Origin of the sequence: Paenibacillus pasadenensis (genome assembly GCF_002864175.1) — a bacterium.
Classification (GTDB): Bacteria; Bacillota; Bacilli; order Paenibacillales; family Paenibacillaceae; genus Paenibacillus_O; species Paenibacillus_O pasadenensis.
The window spans coordinates 1109379-1125187 of sequence record NZ_NFEZ01000004.1 but is presented as its reverse complement, the minus strand read 5'-3'; the positions used below and the strand labels follow the sequence as shown (position 1 = coordinate 1125187).

Genomic DNA, 15809 nt, shown 5'->3' with positions numbered 1-15809 from the left:
TCTTTTCCCATCGTAGTCATGCTGGTACCTCAACGCTACCGCTTCACCACGACCGTCAGCTCGCCGCTCGACGTCACGCCGGCGGCGTTGGCCAGCTCGACGCGGTAGACGTATGTGCCCGGAGCCCGATCCGCGACGTCGGTGAACGCACGCTGCGCTGCAGGAGTGTTCGCCTCCAGCGTCTGCGTGTCGATCAGCGCGCCGTTCTCGTACAGGCGGTATACGGTCGCATTGGTGCCCCACCACAGGTTGGCGGTGATCCGGTAGCGGCCGTCGCCGTCCCAGTTGTCATGCGATACGTCCGGCTTGCCCGGCGCCGCGTCGGTCACCTGCACGGTGAGCGGCGCGCTCGCCGTCGTGCCGGAAGCGTTGCTCAGCTCGGCGATGTAGACGTAGGTGCCGTTCGGCTTGCCTTCCAGCTCGGTCCGCACCGACTGCGCCGCCGGCGTCCGGTCGTCCAGCAGGACGGTCCGGATGAGCTTGCCGTTCTCGTAAAGGCGGTACACCGTGCCGTTGTTGCCCCACCAAAGGTTCATCGTGACGGCGTACTTGCCGTCCTTCAGTCCATAGGCCTGGCCGCTCGTATCGCTCAGCTGCGGCTTGCCCGGAGCGAGCTTGGCGTCTCCGCCTTCCCTCACCGTGACGGTGGCCGGCGCGCCCGCGGCGCTTTCGTTGTGCGCGCGGTCCAGCGCCGTGACGACGTAGGTGTAGGTGCGGCCCGCTACGGCCGAGTCATCCGTATAAAGCGGCTCGGCGCCGAGCGCGCTGCGGTGCAGCACCGCCTGGATGGCGGTCGCTTCCCCGATGCTGCCCGCCTTCGCGCCGTCGAAGCGGTAGATCACATAGCTGGCCGCGTCCGCGGACGCGCTGGCTTGCCAGCTGACGAGCACGTCGCCGCTCGCCTGGGCGGCTGCCGCCGCGCCCGGCGCGGCCGGAGGCTCGGCGTCCAGCCAAGGCATCGCCGGCACGAGCGCCGGATCGCGATGCAGCTCCGCCTGTAGCCGATCGGTCACGCCGAGCGGATTCAGCTCGAACCATTTCGCGCTGAAATACATGCTGCCCTTCACGGCCTCGTAGCCGCGGTTCAGGATGATCTGGCCGGGCAGCTCCTCGGGATTGCGCCACCCCTCGGCATCCGTGCCGACGCGGTAGATCGCCTGGCCGGCGTACAGATGCACGTTTTTGCCCGCGACCTCGCGGCTCCACCAGTCGACCAGCTTCTCGTAGGCGGCCGGCGAGTAGCCCATGTTCCAATAGATCTGCGGCGTGATGTAGTCGATCCACTCCTCGGCGATCCAGGTGCGGGAGTCGGCGTAGATCGCGCTGTAGCTGCTGAGGCCGTTCGTGTCCGAGCCGGTCGGGTCCTCGCTCTTGTTGCGCCAGATGCCGAACGGACTGATGCCGAACTTGACGTATGGCTTCTCGGCCTTGATCGCCTCGCCCATCGTCTGCACGAACGTGTTCACGTTGCTCCTGCGCCAGTCCGCCTTGGCGAGCGTGCCGCCGGACGCCTGGTAAGCCGCGTACTGCGCCTCGTCCGGGAAGTCGACGCCCGTCACCGGATACGGATAGAAGTAGTCGTCGAAATGCACCGCATCGATGTCGTACTTGCCTACGACCTCCATGATGCTGTCCCGAATATGCTGCTGCGCCTCGGGAATCGCCGGATTCAGGTACAGCTTGCCGCCGTAGCTGATCCGCCATTCGGGATGGAGCACCGCGACGTTGTTCGGCGCGAGCTTGCTCACGTCGTCCTGGATGCTGACGCGGTACGGGTTGAACCACGCATGGAATTCCATGCCGCGGCGGTGGACCTCCTCCAGCATGAACGCCAGCGGGTCATAGCCGGGATCTTTCCCTTGCGTGCCTGTCAGCCATTCGGACCACGGCGCCATTGCCGAGGGGTAAAAGGCGTCCGCCGTCGGCTTCACCTGCACGATCGCGGCATTCATGCCGGCCGCCTGCAGCTCGTCGAGCAGCGCGATGAAGTCCTGCTTCTGCTGCTTGGGATCGGTGACGCCCTTGCGCGGCCAGTCGATGTTGTCGACCGTCGCGATCCAGGCGGCGCGCATCTCGCGCTTCGGCGCGGCCATCGTCTCGCCGACGACGAGATAGACGCTGCTCGTCTTGCCTTGGTACGTCGCCGTAATGCGGGCCGCGCCCTTGGCCTTGCCTGTCACGACGCCGCTCGCGGCGATCTCGGCTACGGCCGGATTGCTGCTCGTGTAGGCGACGCCTTCGGTCAGCTTGACCGGCGCCGGCAGCCGCGTGTACGTGCCCGTGACGAGCGTCTGCGCGCTGTCGCCCGGATTCAGCGAGCGCAGGCTCGCCAGCTCAATCGACTGCAGCACCGGCACCGGATCGGCGACGGTCGCCTGCATGGTCGCCTGCTGGCCGCCGAAGCGCGCCGTCAGCACGGCTGAGCCGGCCTTCAGCGCCTGCAGGCGGCCGTCCGGCGATACGCTCAGCACCGCCGGATCGCTGCTCGACAGCTCGGCTCCGGCGATCAGACGCACGGGGACTTCAGGCGCGGAGGCGTAGATGGCGAAGGCTTTCAGCTCCGCGGCCGCTCCCGTCTCGAGGCGGGTCGGCGCCGACAGCTCGACAGTCTGGACGACCGGCGCCTCGTAGGTGACGGCCACGACCGTCGATGCCTCGACCGGCTGTCCCGGCACCTGCGCGGTAATGATCGCCGTGCCGGGCTGGCCGGCGACGACCGTGCCGCTCGCATCCACGGAGGCGACCGTCTCGTCGCTGCTCCGGTAGGCTAGGCCCGTGGAAGCGAGGCGCTCCGGGGCGGTGCGACCGGCGTATGTAGCTTCGACGAAGCTCGCTCGCGTCTCGCCCGTCTGCAGCGGGCCGAGTCCTTGAAGCGTCAGCTCATGCGTCGGCGGCGCGGCGGCGAACGCCGTCAGCTGGTCGAAGCGGAGCGCGCCGGCGTTTTTGTTCGTATCCTTCGTCTCGGCGAGGTAGAGCTGGGAGAGCTTGAGCGGACGGGGCAGGTTGGAAGGGATATTGGCGGTGACGTATTTCCAGCCGGTCCAGTTCACGCTTGCCGCCAGGTCGACGACCGACTTCACGCCGGCGGCGTCGATGACCTGCATGCGCAGCCAGTGGTTCTGGCCGTCGCCGTTGACCCAGAGGCCGAGCTGCGCGGCGCTGCCCGGAATCGGCTTGCCCAGCGTCCCGTCGCTGTGGTTGAAGTTGAGATAAGCCGCCGACGTTCCGGTCGTGCCGGTAAAGTCATACGACAGCTTCATCGCGTAGCGGCCATGCGGAATTTCTTCCGGTCGCGCGGCCAGATCGAGGCGCGCCGACACCGCGCGCACCGAGGTGACCTGCAGATGGCTCGTCTGCTCGAACGGGTCGACGAGCGCTTGCGAAGCGGCAGCCGCTTCCAGCGCAGCGGCAGGGGCTGGAGCTGCGGCAAGCGCAGATGCGTCGAGCGCAGCGGCAGGTGCGGGAGCTGCGGGAGCGTCGGGCGCAGCGGCAGGCGCAGGAGCTGCGGCAGGCGCAGGAGCTGCGGCAGGCGCAGGAGCTGCGGCAGGCGCGGGAGCTGCGGCAGGCGCGGGAGCAGCAGCAGGCGACGATTTTTCGGGCGCCTCCGCTGCAAGCGCCGGCGGGGCTTCAAGCTCGGACTCGGCGATTGCCGGTAGAGCGGCAAGCTGCTCGGCCGCATGGGTCGGCAAAGCCGCTAGCCCGGCCGCATCGGCCGTGCCGGCCAGGCCGAGGCCCGGCAGAACGGCGGTCCAGCCGAGCACGAGCGCCGCCGCCATCGGGAAAGTCCTTTTCAACGCATTTTTCAACACCAACTTCACTTCTCCCCTTCCAGTGGCTTTGAAATCGTTTCCACTTTCAGAGTAGTAGATTTATTTTAAGATTTCAATATATTTCGAAATTTAATTTTACTTTGGAGCAAAGTTTTGACACTTTGTACAGTCAAGAGCAATGGACGGGAAGCTTTTGCGATTCCGTTGAAGCTCCGATTTTAGGAGGTTCAGCTCCCTCGCTGTGCGATAGGAACCTTTCCAATTCTGCATCATCGCCCGCACGGCAGCGCGCGAAGGATTTTACAGGTGGGCAGGAATCCGGTGCAGAGGCTCGACGAGGGAGTCGAAAGTTCCTTCGTGGGCTAAAATCCGGCGCAGCTGCTTAACGAGGGAGTCGAGAGTACCTTCGCGGCCTGGAATCCGGCAAAGGGGCTCGACGAGGGAGTCGAAAGTTCCTTCGAGGGCTGAAATCCGGCGCAGCTGCTTAACGAGGGAATCGAAAGTGCCTTCGTGGGCAGGAACTCGGCGCAGCTGCTTAACGAGGGAGTCGAGAGTACCTTCGCGGCCTGGAATCCGGCAAAGGGGCTCGACGAGGGAGTCGAGAGTGCCCTGGCGGGCAGGAATCCGGCGCAGAGGCTTAACGAGGGAGTCGAAAGTACCTCCGCGGGCAGGAAATCGGTGCGGCTTCTCGACGAGGGAGTCGAAAGTTCCTTCGTGGGCAGGAACTCGGCTTAGCGGCTGCCGGGCAGCCCCTAATTGAGCCGCCTTCCGTTCAATAGAATGAAGATCGGCTCATCCCTTTGGAATCTATTTCCCAAAAGCACCACGGTTCTGCAGCCGATAGACGACTCCATCCTCCACGACGGCGATCGCTTCCTGCGGGTCTATGTCACGGATGGAGTAGATCTCCGCTCCGGTCCGGAACCGATTGGAGCCGAAATTGCCGGACTCGGCTGCTTCGTGATCGGAGTAGGCTTTGATCCGGCCCAGCTTCTCCTGCAATTGATCGGCGGAGATCGAGTCCTTCAGTTCGTAGATATGATCCCTGTAGATGACGAAATGAAACGCCCAGTCAGAGCTTGAAACCGAGCAGCCGCAAAGCAGAAGCAACACCAGCATGCCGCTTGCCCATCTTTTCAATGCAATCAGCTCCTTCGGACTTTCCTCCATTGTCGGATCAATTCCCTGCCTTTTCAAGGAGAGATAGGATACTACGAGCTCGACTACTATTTTATATGAAACGTCGTACAAACTCTCTATGAAATAGGTCTATTCCGACCGATTTGTACGATAAAACACACAAAATCTCCAACGGGATTTCCAAGACGGTCGAATTTGTAAGATAAATCATACAAATACGCTCTGAATGCTCTCCATGAGATCAAAGTTTGTATGATTAATCACACAAGCAGCTTCATTCTTTTTCGTCATGCGTCGCCAAGAGCCCTGGTCCCCTTGCGCGACAGGCCTTCGACATGATTCCGGCGCTTCAACAAGTTGCTGGCCTTCACCACTCTGCGAAGCATGCGGCGGTCAGTCCGCCCTGCTTGCAGAGACTGCTCCGGAGGATCAAGGAATCCGGGGTTCAGAGCAATCGGAGGGAGGGACTGCCCGCGCAGCGGGGGTTCGCTCTCGGCATGTCATGCCGAGCTGCACGCGAAGCGCAGCCAGCCCGCAGCCAGCCCCTGCGCCTCCCGACCGCACGCTGCCGCGCAGCGCAGCCGGCCCTCCCAACAAAAAAAGGCCCAGACGCCATTCCGCGCCCAAGCCCGATTCCCATCCTTTACAGCCGCCCCGCCAACTCCCAATCTTTACAGCAGCCCCACCAGCTCCAGCCCATGCCGGATGCCGTCCTCTGCCACATCCTTCGTCACATGCTTCGCCGCCTTCTGCACGCTCTCGACCGCGTTGCCCATGGCGACGCTGTTGTGCACCGTCTGCAGCATCTCGATGTCGTTCAGCCCGTCGCCGAACGCATACACATCCTCCGGGCGCACGCCGGCGAGCTTGCGGTACGTCTCGATGCCCTGCGCCTTGGAGCCGCCGAGCGGCAGCACGTCCATCGAGAACTGATGCCAGCGGATGAACCCGAGCTCCGGGAACTCCTCGCGGTACTTCATCTCGTCGCCGATCGTGCAGAACAGCAGGCACTGGTAGATCTCGCGGCCGATATGGTAGTCCTTGTCCCAGGCCATCGTCTTGTCGACGAGCTCGAGCGAGGCCATGCTCTCCTCGATGTAGTCGTGGCGCTCGATGTTCGCCTTCATCGCCTCGTCGTTCATGTAGACGATCGGATGGTCGAGCTCCAGCGCGCGCTCGGTGATCTTCTGCACAAGATCAGGACGGATCGGATTGCGCAGGATGACCTCTCCCCGACGCACCGCGAACTGGCCGTTGTAGCTGATGTACGAGTCGATGCCGAGCTCCTCGCGGATCTCCCGGAACATGAACGGGCCGCGGCCCGTGGCGATCGCCACCTCGTGTCCGGCGTCCTGCAGCTCGCGCACTGCCTGCTTGGCCGAAGCCGGGATGCGCTTGTCATGGTCGAGCAGCGTTCCGTCCACGTCGAAAAAAATCAGTTTGCCTGTCATCGATAGTCCCCCTTGAATGTCTCTTAAGCGGTGGCCGCTCCGTCCGCCGCCAGCGCCGCGCGCAGCCGCTCCGGCAGCTCCCGGCTCCGGCGCTCGGCCGCGTCCAGGCAGACGCTCGTCACCTCGGCATCAGCGCGCGCCGCGCCGCCGGCATCAAGCAGCTCCTGACGGAGCGCGTAGCTCGTGCGTCCGATCCGCAGCGCGGACGTGCGAACGACGAGCTTTTCCCCCTGCACGCACTCGCGGCGGTAGTTGATGTTCACGTTGACCGTCACCGTCTGGATGCCCAGCTCCAGAAAAGCCGCGTAATCCAGCCCGGCGCGCTCATACCAGTCCTCCCGGCCCCACTCCAGATACTCCAGATACTTCGCGTTGTTCACATGCCCGTTGACGTCGATCTCCGTCGAGCGGACGACCAGCTCCAGCTCCGATGGCATCCCGAGCCCTCCTCCCCGCCACTCCGCCGGATACGGCAAAAAATCCGCCGACGGCGGATGGATCATGAAAGCGTTGCCGCCCAGCGGGCCAATCACAGACAGGATAACACAGGTTCCGGACAGGGGCAAAGCGCCTCCCCGGGCGCTCTTCGAGGCCGGGCATCGAGAGCAGGCTCTTTCCCGCATCGGGACGGGCCTGTATACTTACTTTTGCGAGCGGTTTTGGAAGTTCATGCCTTTGAAGGGGATGCTTGAATGACGATATCGAGGAGGCCGAGGGCGTTCATCGGCAGCTCCGCCGAAGCGATCCCGATCGCGCGGGCGGTCGCCGAAGCGATCGAAAGGCAGGTCGAGGTGAACGCCTGGTACGCCAATACGTTCCAAGCGAACGATTATACGATGGAGGCGCTCGAGCGCGAGCTGGATGCGAACGACTTCGGCATCTTCGTCTTTGCCGCCGAGGACGTCGCCACCATCCGCAATGAAACGCACTTCATCACCCGCGACAACACCTTGTATGAAATGGGGCTGTTCTGGGGGCGGCTCGGACGCAGGCGCGTCTTTTGCCTCGTGCCCAGCGTCGTGCCGCAGCCGAAGGAGGCCGGCCCGGCCTCGATCCATCTGCCGTCCGATCTGGACGGCCTCACCCTGCTCCGCTATGACGCCGCTCATTCGCGAGGTCCGCACAGCGGGGTATCCACGGCATGCGGGCGGATCCTGACGGCGATGCGCAGCGAAGGCCCGTTCAAGCAGCGCCATGAGATTCTCGCCGAGAGCGAGACGCTCGTCCAGCGCAAGGACAGCGTGCTGCATTTTTTCTGGGAGTTCCTCAAAAACGTCGACATCGCGGATGCGGAGCAGCGCTATGCCGCCTACGCCGAGGCGATCCGCAATTCCATCCTCCCTCCGGCCGGCTACCGCACGACAGGCGCCGCGCTCTGGAAGCTCACGGACGACGGGCATATCCGCCAGGTCGGCGGCAACGTAGGCCGCGGCCGGACGTTCCCGATCCGCGCCGACGAGGGGAGATCCGCGGAGGACGAGCCGATCATCGTCGTCAGGGTCCATCTGGACGGACGCTGGAGCTTCTTCAGCCGCAGGGCGATTGCTGACGTGCATGTCCTGTGTTATCCTTTGGGTAGTGAACATGTTCTGTCGGTCCATTTTTCGGGCAGCCGGCCTCTGGCCGCCGCCCGATTGAAGGAGATTGTCGAGATGAACGACGATCTTCTGGCGACCGTCCGCAGCCTGATCGGAGGCGATTCGAGATGAAGCGTACCGGCAAGTCGAATAGTCGTGGATTCGGATCCATCAACGGCCGCAGCCGCGCCGGCCAGGCAGGAGCTCGGGCCGCAGCCGCCCGTCGGCTCAGGCCGATGATGGGCAGCCTGGCGGAGGACCCTGCAGCGGTCGTCGGCAGCCGGGTGTTTGTCGGGCCTTCCGTCGAGGGCGCCGATGTGGAGTTTATCGAGATCGTACGGGGCCCGGTTTCCGAACGGAAGCCGTCCTTCGCCCGCTAACGAAATGCAAGAGCGCATGGCCTCGGCCATGCGCTCTTTTCGTTTGGCTGACAGATCAGCCGGACACGGCAGTCGAGCCCGCAGCGGCGGCGGCCGGAGCGGCGGCAGCCGGAGCAGCGGCGACTGCGGAGGCCGCCTCCCGCTCCTCCTCGCGGACGAAGCGGGGCAGCGTCGCCAAATAGATGGCGGCCGCGACCAGCAGCAGCGCGCCGATGAACAGATGCAGCCCCTCGACCGAGAACAGGCTCGGGAACAGCCAGGCGATCAGGCCGAGCATCAGCGTCTGGCCGCCCATCATGATCGGGTCGATCCAGGCGTTGACCCGCCCCATCTTCTCCGGCGCGACGAGCTTCGGCAGCCAGCCGCCGATCGCGATATTGAACGGAGCGAGGAACAGCGCCGCGACGAAGGTGAAAGTGAGGTAAGCCCAGGGCGAGGTCGACCAGCCGAGGCCGAACACGCAGACCGCCGCAGCGGACATGCAGGCGATGATGACTTTGTGCAGGGCGAACTTGCCGACGAGCACCGAGCCGATCGTGCTTCCGATCAGGAAGCCGACGCCCATGAACACCGAGAACATCGAGACGTAGAACGGATAGTTCTCTCCGGCGAGCTTGTATTTCATCGTCAGCATGGGCAGCATGGCGAAGCAGCCGTTGATGAGGCCGAACAGGATGAAGCCGGCGAGCAGCGAGGCGAGCAGCTTGCGGCTCAGGATGTAGCGGAGGCCTTCGCGAAAATCGCCCCATACCGACGGCAGGCGCAGCGAGGAAAGGCGGCTGCGGCCGTTCGGCAGGCGGACCGCCTCCGGCACGCGCAGTCCCCGCAGCAGCAGCGCGCCGATCAGGAAGCCGATCAGATCGACCGTCACTGCGCCGAGCACGCCGACCGAGTGGTAGACGAGCGCGCCGAGTCCCGTGCCGAACAGCATGAACACGCCCATGATCGACTGGTTGAGGCCGGCCGCCCTGACGTACTGGCTGTCATGCAGGATGCCCTGCAGCATGGCGCTTTCCGCCGGATAGTAGAACTTCGTCACCGCGCTGCGGAGAAAAAGGAGCAGGAAGATCATCGGGATCCAGACGTCGGAGGCGATGGCTCCGACGATGAGCGCCGACAGGCCGGCGCGGATCCAGAGCGAGTTCTCGGCGATCCGCTTGCGGTCGAAGCGGTCGGCGAACACGCCGACGAACAGGAAGACGAGCAGCGTCGGCGCGGAGTACATCATCTCGGCGACCGTCGCGTAGGCGGGCTGGCTGGAGAAGCGGTCGAGCAGGTAGAACGCGAACGCCATCATGCCGATCGTCGCGGCCAGCTGCGAGCAGACCGTTGCGAAGAACAAGCGGGCGAACGTGCGGTTGCGGAACAATTCGATCATGGCGGATCCCATCCTTTTTCCGGGGAAGTAGTTCATCTGCTTCCAAGTATAGGATGGGAGGCCGTGTCCGATGAAGCGGCGCGGGGATGAACCTGCGCTCGTTCCCTGGCCTGCGAAGGGACTCGGTCCCGAGACGGAGGCGGGCGGGGACGGAGACGGGATGGAGGCAGGGCAAAAAACGTGAAGGCACCTGTTCGAGCCTAGTTGCTCGGTTTTTCCGCGTAACTCCGCCGCGAAGGCACCTGTTCGAGCCTAGTTGCTCGGTTTTTCCGCGCAACTCCGACGTGAAGGCACTTGTTCGAGCCTAGTTACTCGGTTTTTCCGCGTAACTCCGACGTGAAGGCACTTGTTCCAGCCCAGTTGCTCGGTTTTTCCGCGTAACTCCGACGTGAAGGCACTTGTTCGAGCCTTGTTACTCGGTTTTTCCGCGTAACTCCGACGTGAAGGCACTTGTTCGAGCCTTGTTACTCGGTTTTTCCGCGTAACTCCGACGTAAAAGCGGTGGAATCACCGCTCAGGCCGCCCGTCGGCGGCCGAGCAGCGCCGCCATCGCCAGCAGCGCGAGCGCCTGGGCGCCTGCGATGACGAGCGCGAGCGGCAGCGCGCTCGATACGCCGCCGAGTCCGGACAGCGGCGAGGCGAGCGCGCCGGTCAGAAACTGCAGCATGCCGAGCAGCGCCGAGGCGCTGCCGGCGGCTTGGCCGGCGTTTTCCATCGCGAGCGACGAGGCGCAGGTGCCGACGATGCCGACGCTCGAGACGACGACGAACAACGAGGCGAGCACCGCCCACAGCCCCAGGTCCAGCAGCGCCGACAGCAGCAGGCTGGCTCCGCCGGCCATCGCGAACCAAACGCCGGTCCGCAGCAGCCGCTCCGTGCTGTAGCGCAGCACGAGCCGGCCGGTCAGCTGCGAGGCGAGGATGATGCCGATCCCGTTGGCCGCGAAGATGAAGCCGTACGCGGACGAGCTGACGCCGTACACGCCCTGCAGCACGAACGTCGAGCCGGAGATGTAGGCGAACATCGCGCCGGACACGAGGCTCATCGTCAGCACGACGCCCATGAAGGAGCGGTCCCGGAGGAAATGGCCGAAGTTGCCGAGCGTCTGCCCCAGCCCGCCGGTCGTACGCCGCTCCCGCGGCAGCGTCTCCGGCAGCGCTAGCGCCGCCGAGACGAGCAGCAGCACGCCGAGGACCGTCAGGAAGTAGAACGTGCCGCGCCAGTCGGTGAAGCGCAGCAGTTGGGCGCCGAAGATCGGCGCGAGGATCGGGGCCGCTCCGTTGATGAGCATGAGGCGCGAGAAGAAGCGCGTCATCTCCCGGCCGGAATACAGGTCGCGCACGACGGCGCGCGCGATGACGATGCCGGCCGCTCCCGACAGCCCCTGCACGAGCCGGCAGAGCAGCAGCATGCCGATCGTCGGGCTCAGCGCGCAAAGCAGCGAGGCGGCCGCGTAGATGCCGAGCGCCAGCAGCAGCGGACGCCTGCGGCCGATCGCGTCGCTGAGCGGTCCCGCCAGCAGCTGGCCGGCGGCGAGGCCGACCAGGCAGGCGGTCAGGCTGAGCTGGCCGAGCGACTCGGAGGCGCCGAGATCGCGGGTGAGCTCCGGGAGCGCCGGCAAGTACATGTCGAGCGAGAAAGGGCCGATCGCCGTCAGCGATCCGAGCATGACGGCCAGCCCCCAGTTGCGCGAGGCGGGCGCCGATGCCGCGACGGACGCTTCAGCTGGATTCGGCGGGTTTGATGGATTCAAGTCAAGTTCCTTCTTTCGAATTGTCGATGCTTTGGATTACTTGTTTATCCATGGGTTGAAAACGGAAGCCTTGCAACGCTCCAAGTCATGCACATTGCGGGTTACAACCGTTAAATGATGGGCAATGGCTGTAGCTGCAATCAGGCTGTCCATGACCGGCAGCGGCGTTCCGTTTCTTTCCGCTTGTCCCTGGATGCTGCCCCACGCAAGCAGGGTATCCAGATCAAGGGGGAGAACTCGCCCGTCAAACCGACTGCTCAAGTCCTGGTCGATCCAGACTTGCAATCGTTCGGCACGGTTTTTGTCGCTTAATTTGGAAATCCCTTTTTGTAATTCTCCAAACGTGATGACGCTTAAGAATAGTGTGGATTCGTCTCGTTCATCAATCCAGCGTAGGACGCCTGAATCGGGTTCCTTCTTTACAAGTTCGGAAATTACGTTCGTATCCAGAAGATAATTCATAAATCAACTTCCCGGGCGATATCCTGGCTTCGATCCAAATCGAGATCGTACAGAGGAGAGTCCTTGAAAAAATCCGTCAGACGCGTTTTCGGTTTCGTTAAACGTTGATATTCTTCCATCGACAGAACGACTGCTGCAGGCATCCCCCGTACCGTTATCATTTGGGGGCCTTCATCGGCTGCTTTCTTCACGACGGAGCTTAATTGATTCTTAGCGTCTTGAAGCTGCCACTGCATCATGAAAATCTCCTCCAATCGCAATCGGCTAGACTGTCTAGCTATAATTAGTATAGCACATCCTTAGCGTTTCATTCGCCCAAAATGGAAGCTATGCTAGCCCCATGGAGTGAAATAAAGTAAAATTCAATCATCACCAAATTATGTAAGAATTTCATCAACATTCAACTCCGATAAAATTGAGGTGCACGATGAAAGCAAAAATGATTGTCCTGCTGTTCGCTTCAGCCTTGCTCCTGGCGTTCAGCTGCCCGGCCTACGCAAGCCCGCTTTATGACGTTTATGAAGACGTAACGGAAACGGACTTGAAAGGCAGCTTGATCCTTTCTCCCGAAAGCTCCTTGGCGTTCATCAACGGGCACGATGTCTCCGGCGTCCAGCCGATCGTCAGAGAGGGAAGGACATTGGTCCCCCTTCGCTTTGTGTCGGAAGGATTGGGCGCTAAGGTTGCTTTCCATCCGAAAGACCAATCCATCACGATCCAATACGCCGGCAAGTCGATTCTCCTTCAAGCTGGAAAAAAGACGATTTCAATAGATGGCCGCGCGCACGAGATGGATGCAGCAGCAATCCGGTACAACCAATTCACCTATATTCCCTTGAGGCAGATCGGCGAGGCGCTTGATAAAAAAGTCGTCTATTTGAAAAAGACAACCTTCCAGCCCTACAGCTTGATCGTCATCCGGGATGCTGATGCCGCGGCGATCGAAAACTCCAGCCTCATGCTCGTCTGTCAATTGCTTTACCAAGGAAAAGCCATGGTTTACAGCGACCGCTTTACGAGCTTCATCAAAGAAAACGGCCAATTGTTCATCAGCACTAATTTTTACTCTTTCCATCCTTTTGTCTATCATGACTATGTTCCGGTGAAAAACGAGGTTCGGCTCGGGGACATCTGGTTCAATACCGACATAGGCCATTTTTATTTGAATTATGCCTTCGGCACGACTCAGGAAATTATTTTATATCGTGTGGATGGAGAAACGATCACCCGGGTAGCGGTTGAAAAAGCCCCGATCAAGGCAGTGAAAACGTATCGGGACGATGTCTACTTTTTGACAAGCTATGAGCGCGGCTTGCTCAATGCCCATGAAACGACCAATCTGAAAGCGGCAACGTTCCACGACGGGAAATGGGCGGCGGACTTTTTGGGGGAGCCCGGCTATTATTACGGCTTTGACACGTTGGGCAAAGCCTATGAATGGCCGATCACGGATGACGGCATCTCTACCTTCGGCTATCAACGCTCCGGGAATCTAAGCTCGGAAGAAAGGAAAAAAACGTTCGGGTTTTATCAGCTCGATCTGAAGGGGCATCGCCACGAGCGTATGACGCGATAAAAGCAACGGCCCGTCGAAGCTCTCCTTGAGAAGAGTTTCAACGGGCCTTTGCTTCAATGCGGATGTTCGGCATGCTCCCTGCGCTAGCGAGGCAGCTTCACCGCCATAAGCCTGCCCTTCGTCTGCACGATCAGCACATCGCCTGTCTTGAGCGTCGGCCCGTACTCGCGCGAGCCTGTCGCCACCTTGAGCAGCGGCTCCGTCGTCTGCAGGTCGAAGCCGTACAGATACCCGTCCGACTGCGCGCTGAAGATGCGGTTCCCGTAAATCTCGCTGCGCACGACCGGGTTGTCGGCCAGCCACGTCACCGGATGGCCGTTGGCCGTCTTGATTCCATACAAGCCGCCGTTATCCTGGCTGACCAGCAAAATGCGCCCTCCCTGCGGCGGCCCGGCCAGCTGCATCCGCTCATTCCGCTTGAAGTAGGTCTCGACGGGCTTGGCGCCTGCCGCATAAGACTTGAAATCAAACTTGAACAGCTTCGCGCCGCCCCCGTCCACGTACAGGTCGTTTTTATCCAGCGCCAGGATCGGGCTGCGGATCGGATAAGGCGGCGAGCCTTCCACTTCATAGTCGTAGAGGCGGGTTCCCTTGACGGCTCCGCTCCTCAGGCTCAGCACCGGCATCTCAATCTGCCGCTCGGGCGTACGATCCATGTCCGCGAGCATCCACATCTCTTTCACCGTATAAACGAGCCCGTCCCGGACGAGCAGAGGCGCGCCTGTTCGGTTCGCCGTCCACAGCAGCTTGCCCGTCGCCGCGTCGACCGCATTGAGCTGGGTCGAGGTGATCGCTCCGGATACGACATACGTCAAAAGCAGCACTCCATCATGCTCGGACAAGCTGTACGGTCCCATGCCCATCGGCTCCTTGACGTCCGCCCACAACCGCTTCCCGTCGGAGGCGCGCAGCGCGGTCAGGCCATCGTCGTTGAGCGCATAGATGCGGTCCTTTCCGATGAACGGAGTTCGGCCGTCCGCCTGCATGCCGGCCTGGGAGATCCATTTCCTCTTGCCGGTGGCAGCCGACAGCGCCGCGATGCGGCCGTCCTTATGGACGACGACCGCCAGATCCGAAGCCAGCTTGACGAAAGGCCTCAGGTCCTTTCCGTAAGAGAAAAGCACCTTGCCGTCAGCCGCGCTGCGGGCGACGAGCTTCGAGCCGGAGATCGCGTACACGATGCCGTTCTCTGCCGCCGCGTTGCCTTCATAGAAAAAGCCGTCCGCTCCTGGTACATCGATGGAAGCCGTCCATAGGGGCTTCGCCAATGGAGCGGTCCGCTCCGCCGGGGCATAGCCCGAAACCGACAGCGACGGCGTTTCCGCTCGCACCGGCGCAGCAGACAGGACAGGGACGAGCAGCAGCGCGGCGCCGAGGATGGCGCAGCCGGCTCGACGAGAAGCTTTCGAGACCATTATCTTCCTGCGAAAATCAATCATTTAAAATGACTCCTCTCCACGACCGGCCGAAGAAGAAGCCTTTCGAACGGCCTGCTCGGTCTAATAGGGCGACTCCCATTTCCAGTTGCACCCATATCTAGACGAGCCATCCGGCAAAAGGTTGCGCGTCGTGGAAGGAGCCTGATCGCAAATGAAATCGCTCTTGCTGTCGACCGGCTCGGTCGCCCTTGCAGCCGCCTGCCTCGTGCTGCTGTCCATTCTCGGCTGGCTGCTCGCGGCGACGCGGCGCAAGCCCGGCGGCACGGCCGCCGCTCCAGACCCCCTCGCGAAACCCGCCGATCACGGCTTCCTCCGCATGCTGCGGAGCGCAGGTCCGATCCTGCTCGGCATGCTGCTCGTGCTGGCGCTCGGCCTCGCCTCGATCGGCTTCAGCCTGCTCGGCAGCGTGGACGGCCCGCGCTCTCAGCCGGGCGACATCGCCTTCCGGCTGTCCGTCGATCGTGGCCTCTACGAGATTCAGCCGGTCTGGCAGCGCGAGCCCGAAGGCTCCGATCTCGGCCGCGATGCGGTCCTGCTCGTGCTCCCGTACGGCACGACTCCAGCCGATGCCTCTCCCGCTCTCCAATCGGAGAGCATGGAGACTCGCCGGCTGCGCAGCGAATTCGTCGCGTGGGGTCGTTCCTTGCCCGATCCGCCTGCGGCTCCAGCCTACCTGATTCCCGTCGATCCGGCACGGCCGGAGATCGTCTCCTTCCGCCTGCCGGAATCCGTCGATCCCGGCTCGGTCCGCCTCTTCTACGCCCATGGCCGAGCGGAGCCGATGGACCTCCCCGAGCTCTGGTTCCGTGAGATCCGGCACTCCGATCTCGCCTCGCCGCCTCGCCGCTGACCGGCACTCCGATCTCGCCTCGCCGCCTCCCCG

Annotated in this window: 13 protein-coding genes; 4 read left to right on the top strand and 9 right to left on the bottom strand. The window is 62.6% G+C overall.

What is annotated here, in order from left to right; genetic code table 11:
- Positions 1-35 precede the first annotated feature (35 nt).
- The 4 genes from B8V81_RS14465 to B8V81_RS14445 all read right to left on the bottom strand — a co-directional run bounded on the left by B8V81_RS14465 (position 36) and on the right by B8V81_RS14445 (position 6798).
- A complete protein-coding gene (locus B8V81_RS14465) occupies positions 36-3809 on the bottom strand; it encodes a family 10 glycosylhydrolase (protein WP_146000502.1) in 3774 nt (1257 codons plus the stop codon).
- 768 nt (positions 3810-4577) lie between these two features.
- A complete protein-coding gene (locus tag B8V81_RS14455) occupies positions 4578-4910 on the bottom strand; it encodes a hypothetical protein (RefSeq protein WP_146000501.1) in 333 nt (110 codons plus the stop codon).
- A gap of 671 nt (positions 4911-5581) precedes the next feature.
- Complete coding sequence (locus tag B8V81_RS14450) at positions 5582-6361, bottom strand: Cof-type HAD-IIB family hydrolase (protein WP_028598067.1); 780 nt, start codon at positions 6359-6361, stop codon at positions 5582-5584.
- Between the two features lie 23 nt (positions 6362-6384).
- On the bottom strand, positions 6385-6798 hold the full coding sequence (locus B8V81_RS14445; protein WP_101808603.1) for an acyl-CoA thioesterase: 414 nt from the start codon (positions 6796-6798) through the stop codon (positions 6385-6387).
- 255 nt (positions 6799-7053) lie between these two features.
- On the opposite strand from B8V81_RS14445, the gene B8V81_RS14435 reads away from it, so the two are divergent.
- Together B8V81_RS14435 and B8V81_RS24885 are read left to right on the top strand one after the other, a co-directional pair.
- Positions 7054-8070 (top strand): nucleotide-binding protein, encoded by a 1017-nt coding sequence (locus B8V81_RS14435; protein ID WP_028598070.1) that lies wholly within the window; start codon positions 7054-7056, stop codon positions 8068-8070.
- Complete coding sequence (locus B8V81_RS24885; RefSeq protein ID WP_127464482.1) at positions 8067-8318, top strand: hypothetical protein; 252 nt, start codon at positions 8067-8069, stop codon at positions 8316-8318. Before B8V81_RS14435 ends, B8V81_RS24885 begins: the two co-directional genes overlap by 4 nt.
- Positions 8319-8373: 55 nt before the next feature.
- Here B8V81_RS24885 and B8V81_RS14430 read toward each other — a convergent pair whose 3' ends face one another.
- From B8V81_RS14430 to B8V81_RS14415, 4 genes are all read right to left on the bottom strand, one after another.
- Positions 8374-9696: an MFS transporter gene (locus tag B8V81_RS14430; RefSeq protein WP_180968452.1), complete on the bottom strand. Its 1323-nt coding sequence runs from the start codon at positions 9694-9696 to the stop codon at positions 8374-8376.
- A gap of 514 nt (positions 9697-10210) precedes the next feature.
- On the bottom strand, positions 10211-11449 hold the full coding sequence (locus tag B8V81_RS14425) for a multidrug effflux MFS transporter (protein WP_244912767.1): 1239 nt from the start codon (positions 11447-11449) through the stop codon (positions 10211-10213).
- A gap of 36 nt (positions 11450-11485) precedes the next feature.
- The gene (locus B8V81_RS14420) at positions 11486-11911 is read right to left on the bottom strand and encodes a type II toxin-antitoxin system VapC family toxin (RefSeq protein WP_101808601.1); all 426 of its coding nucleotides are present in this window, start codon (positions 11909-11911) and stop codon (positions 11486-11488) included.
- Positions 11908-12150: a type II toxin-antitoxin system Phd/YefM family antitoxin gene (locus B8V81_RS14415; RefSeq protein WP_101808600.1), complete on the bottom strand. Its 243-nt coding sequence runs from the start codon at positions 12148-12150 to the stop codon at positions 11908-11910. The genes B8V81_RS14420 and B8V81_RS14415 overlap by 4 nt, the downstream gene beginning before the upstream one ends.
- A gap of 188 nt (positions 12151-12338) precedes the next feature.
- Here B8V81_RS14415 and B8V81_RS14410 point away from each other — a divergent pair, with 188 nt between their 5' ends.
- Positions 12339-13487 (top strand): copper amine oxidase N-terminal domain-containing protein, encoded by a 1149-nt coding sequence (locus B8V81_RS14410; protein WP_101808599.1) that lies wholly within the window; start codon positions 12339-12341, stop codon positions 13485-13487.
- Between the two features lie 83 nt (positions 13488-13570).
- Here B8V81_RS14410 and B8V81_RS14405 read toward each other — a convergent pair whose 3' ends face one another.
- Positions 13571-14902: an outer membrane protein assembly factor BamB family protein gene (locus B8V81_RS14405; protein WP_180968451.1), complete on the bottom strand. Its 1332-nt coding sequence runs from the start codon at positions 14900-14902 to the stop codon at positions 13571-13573.
- Positions 14903-15077: 175 nt separating this feature from the next.
- Here B8V81_RS14405 and B8V81_RS14400 point away from each other — a divergent pair, with 175 nt between their 5' ends.
- Positions 15078-15776, top strand: a complete 699-nt coding sequence (locus B8V81_RS14400; protein ID WP_101808597.1) for a hypothetical protein — start codon at positions 15078-15080, stop codon at positions 15774-15776.
- Positions 15777-15809 lie beyond the last annotated feature (33 nt).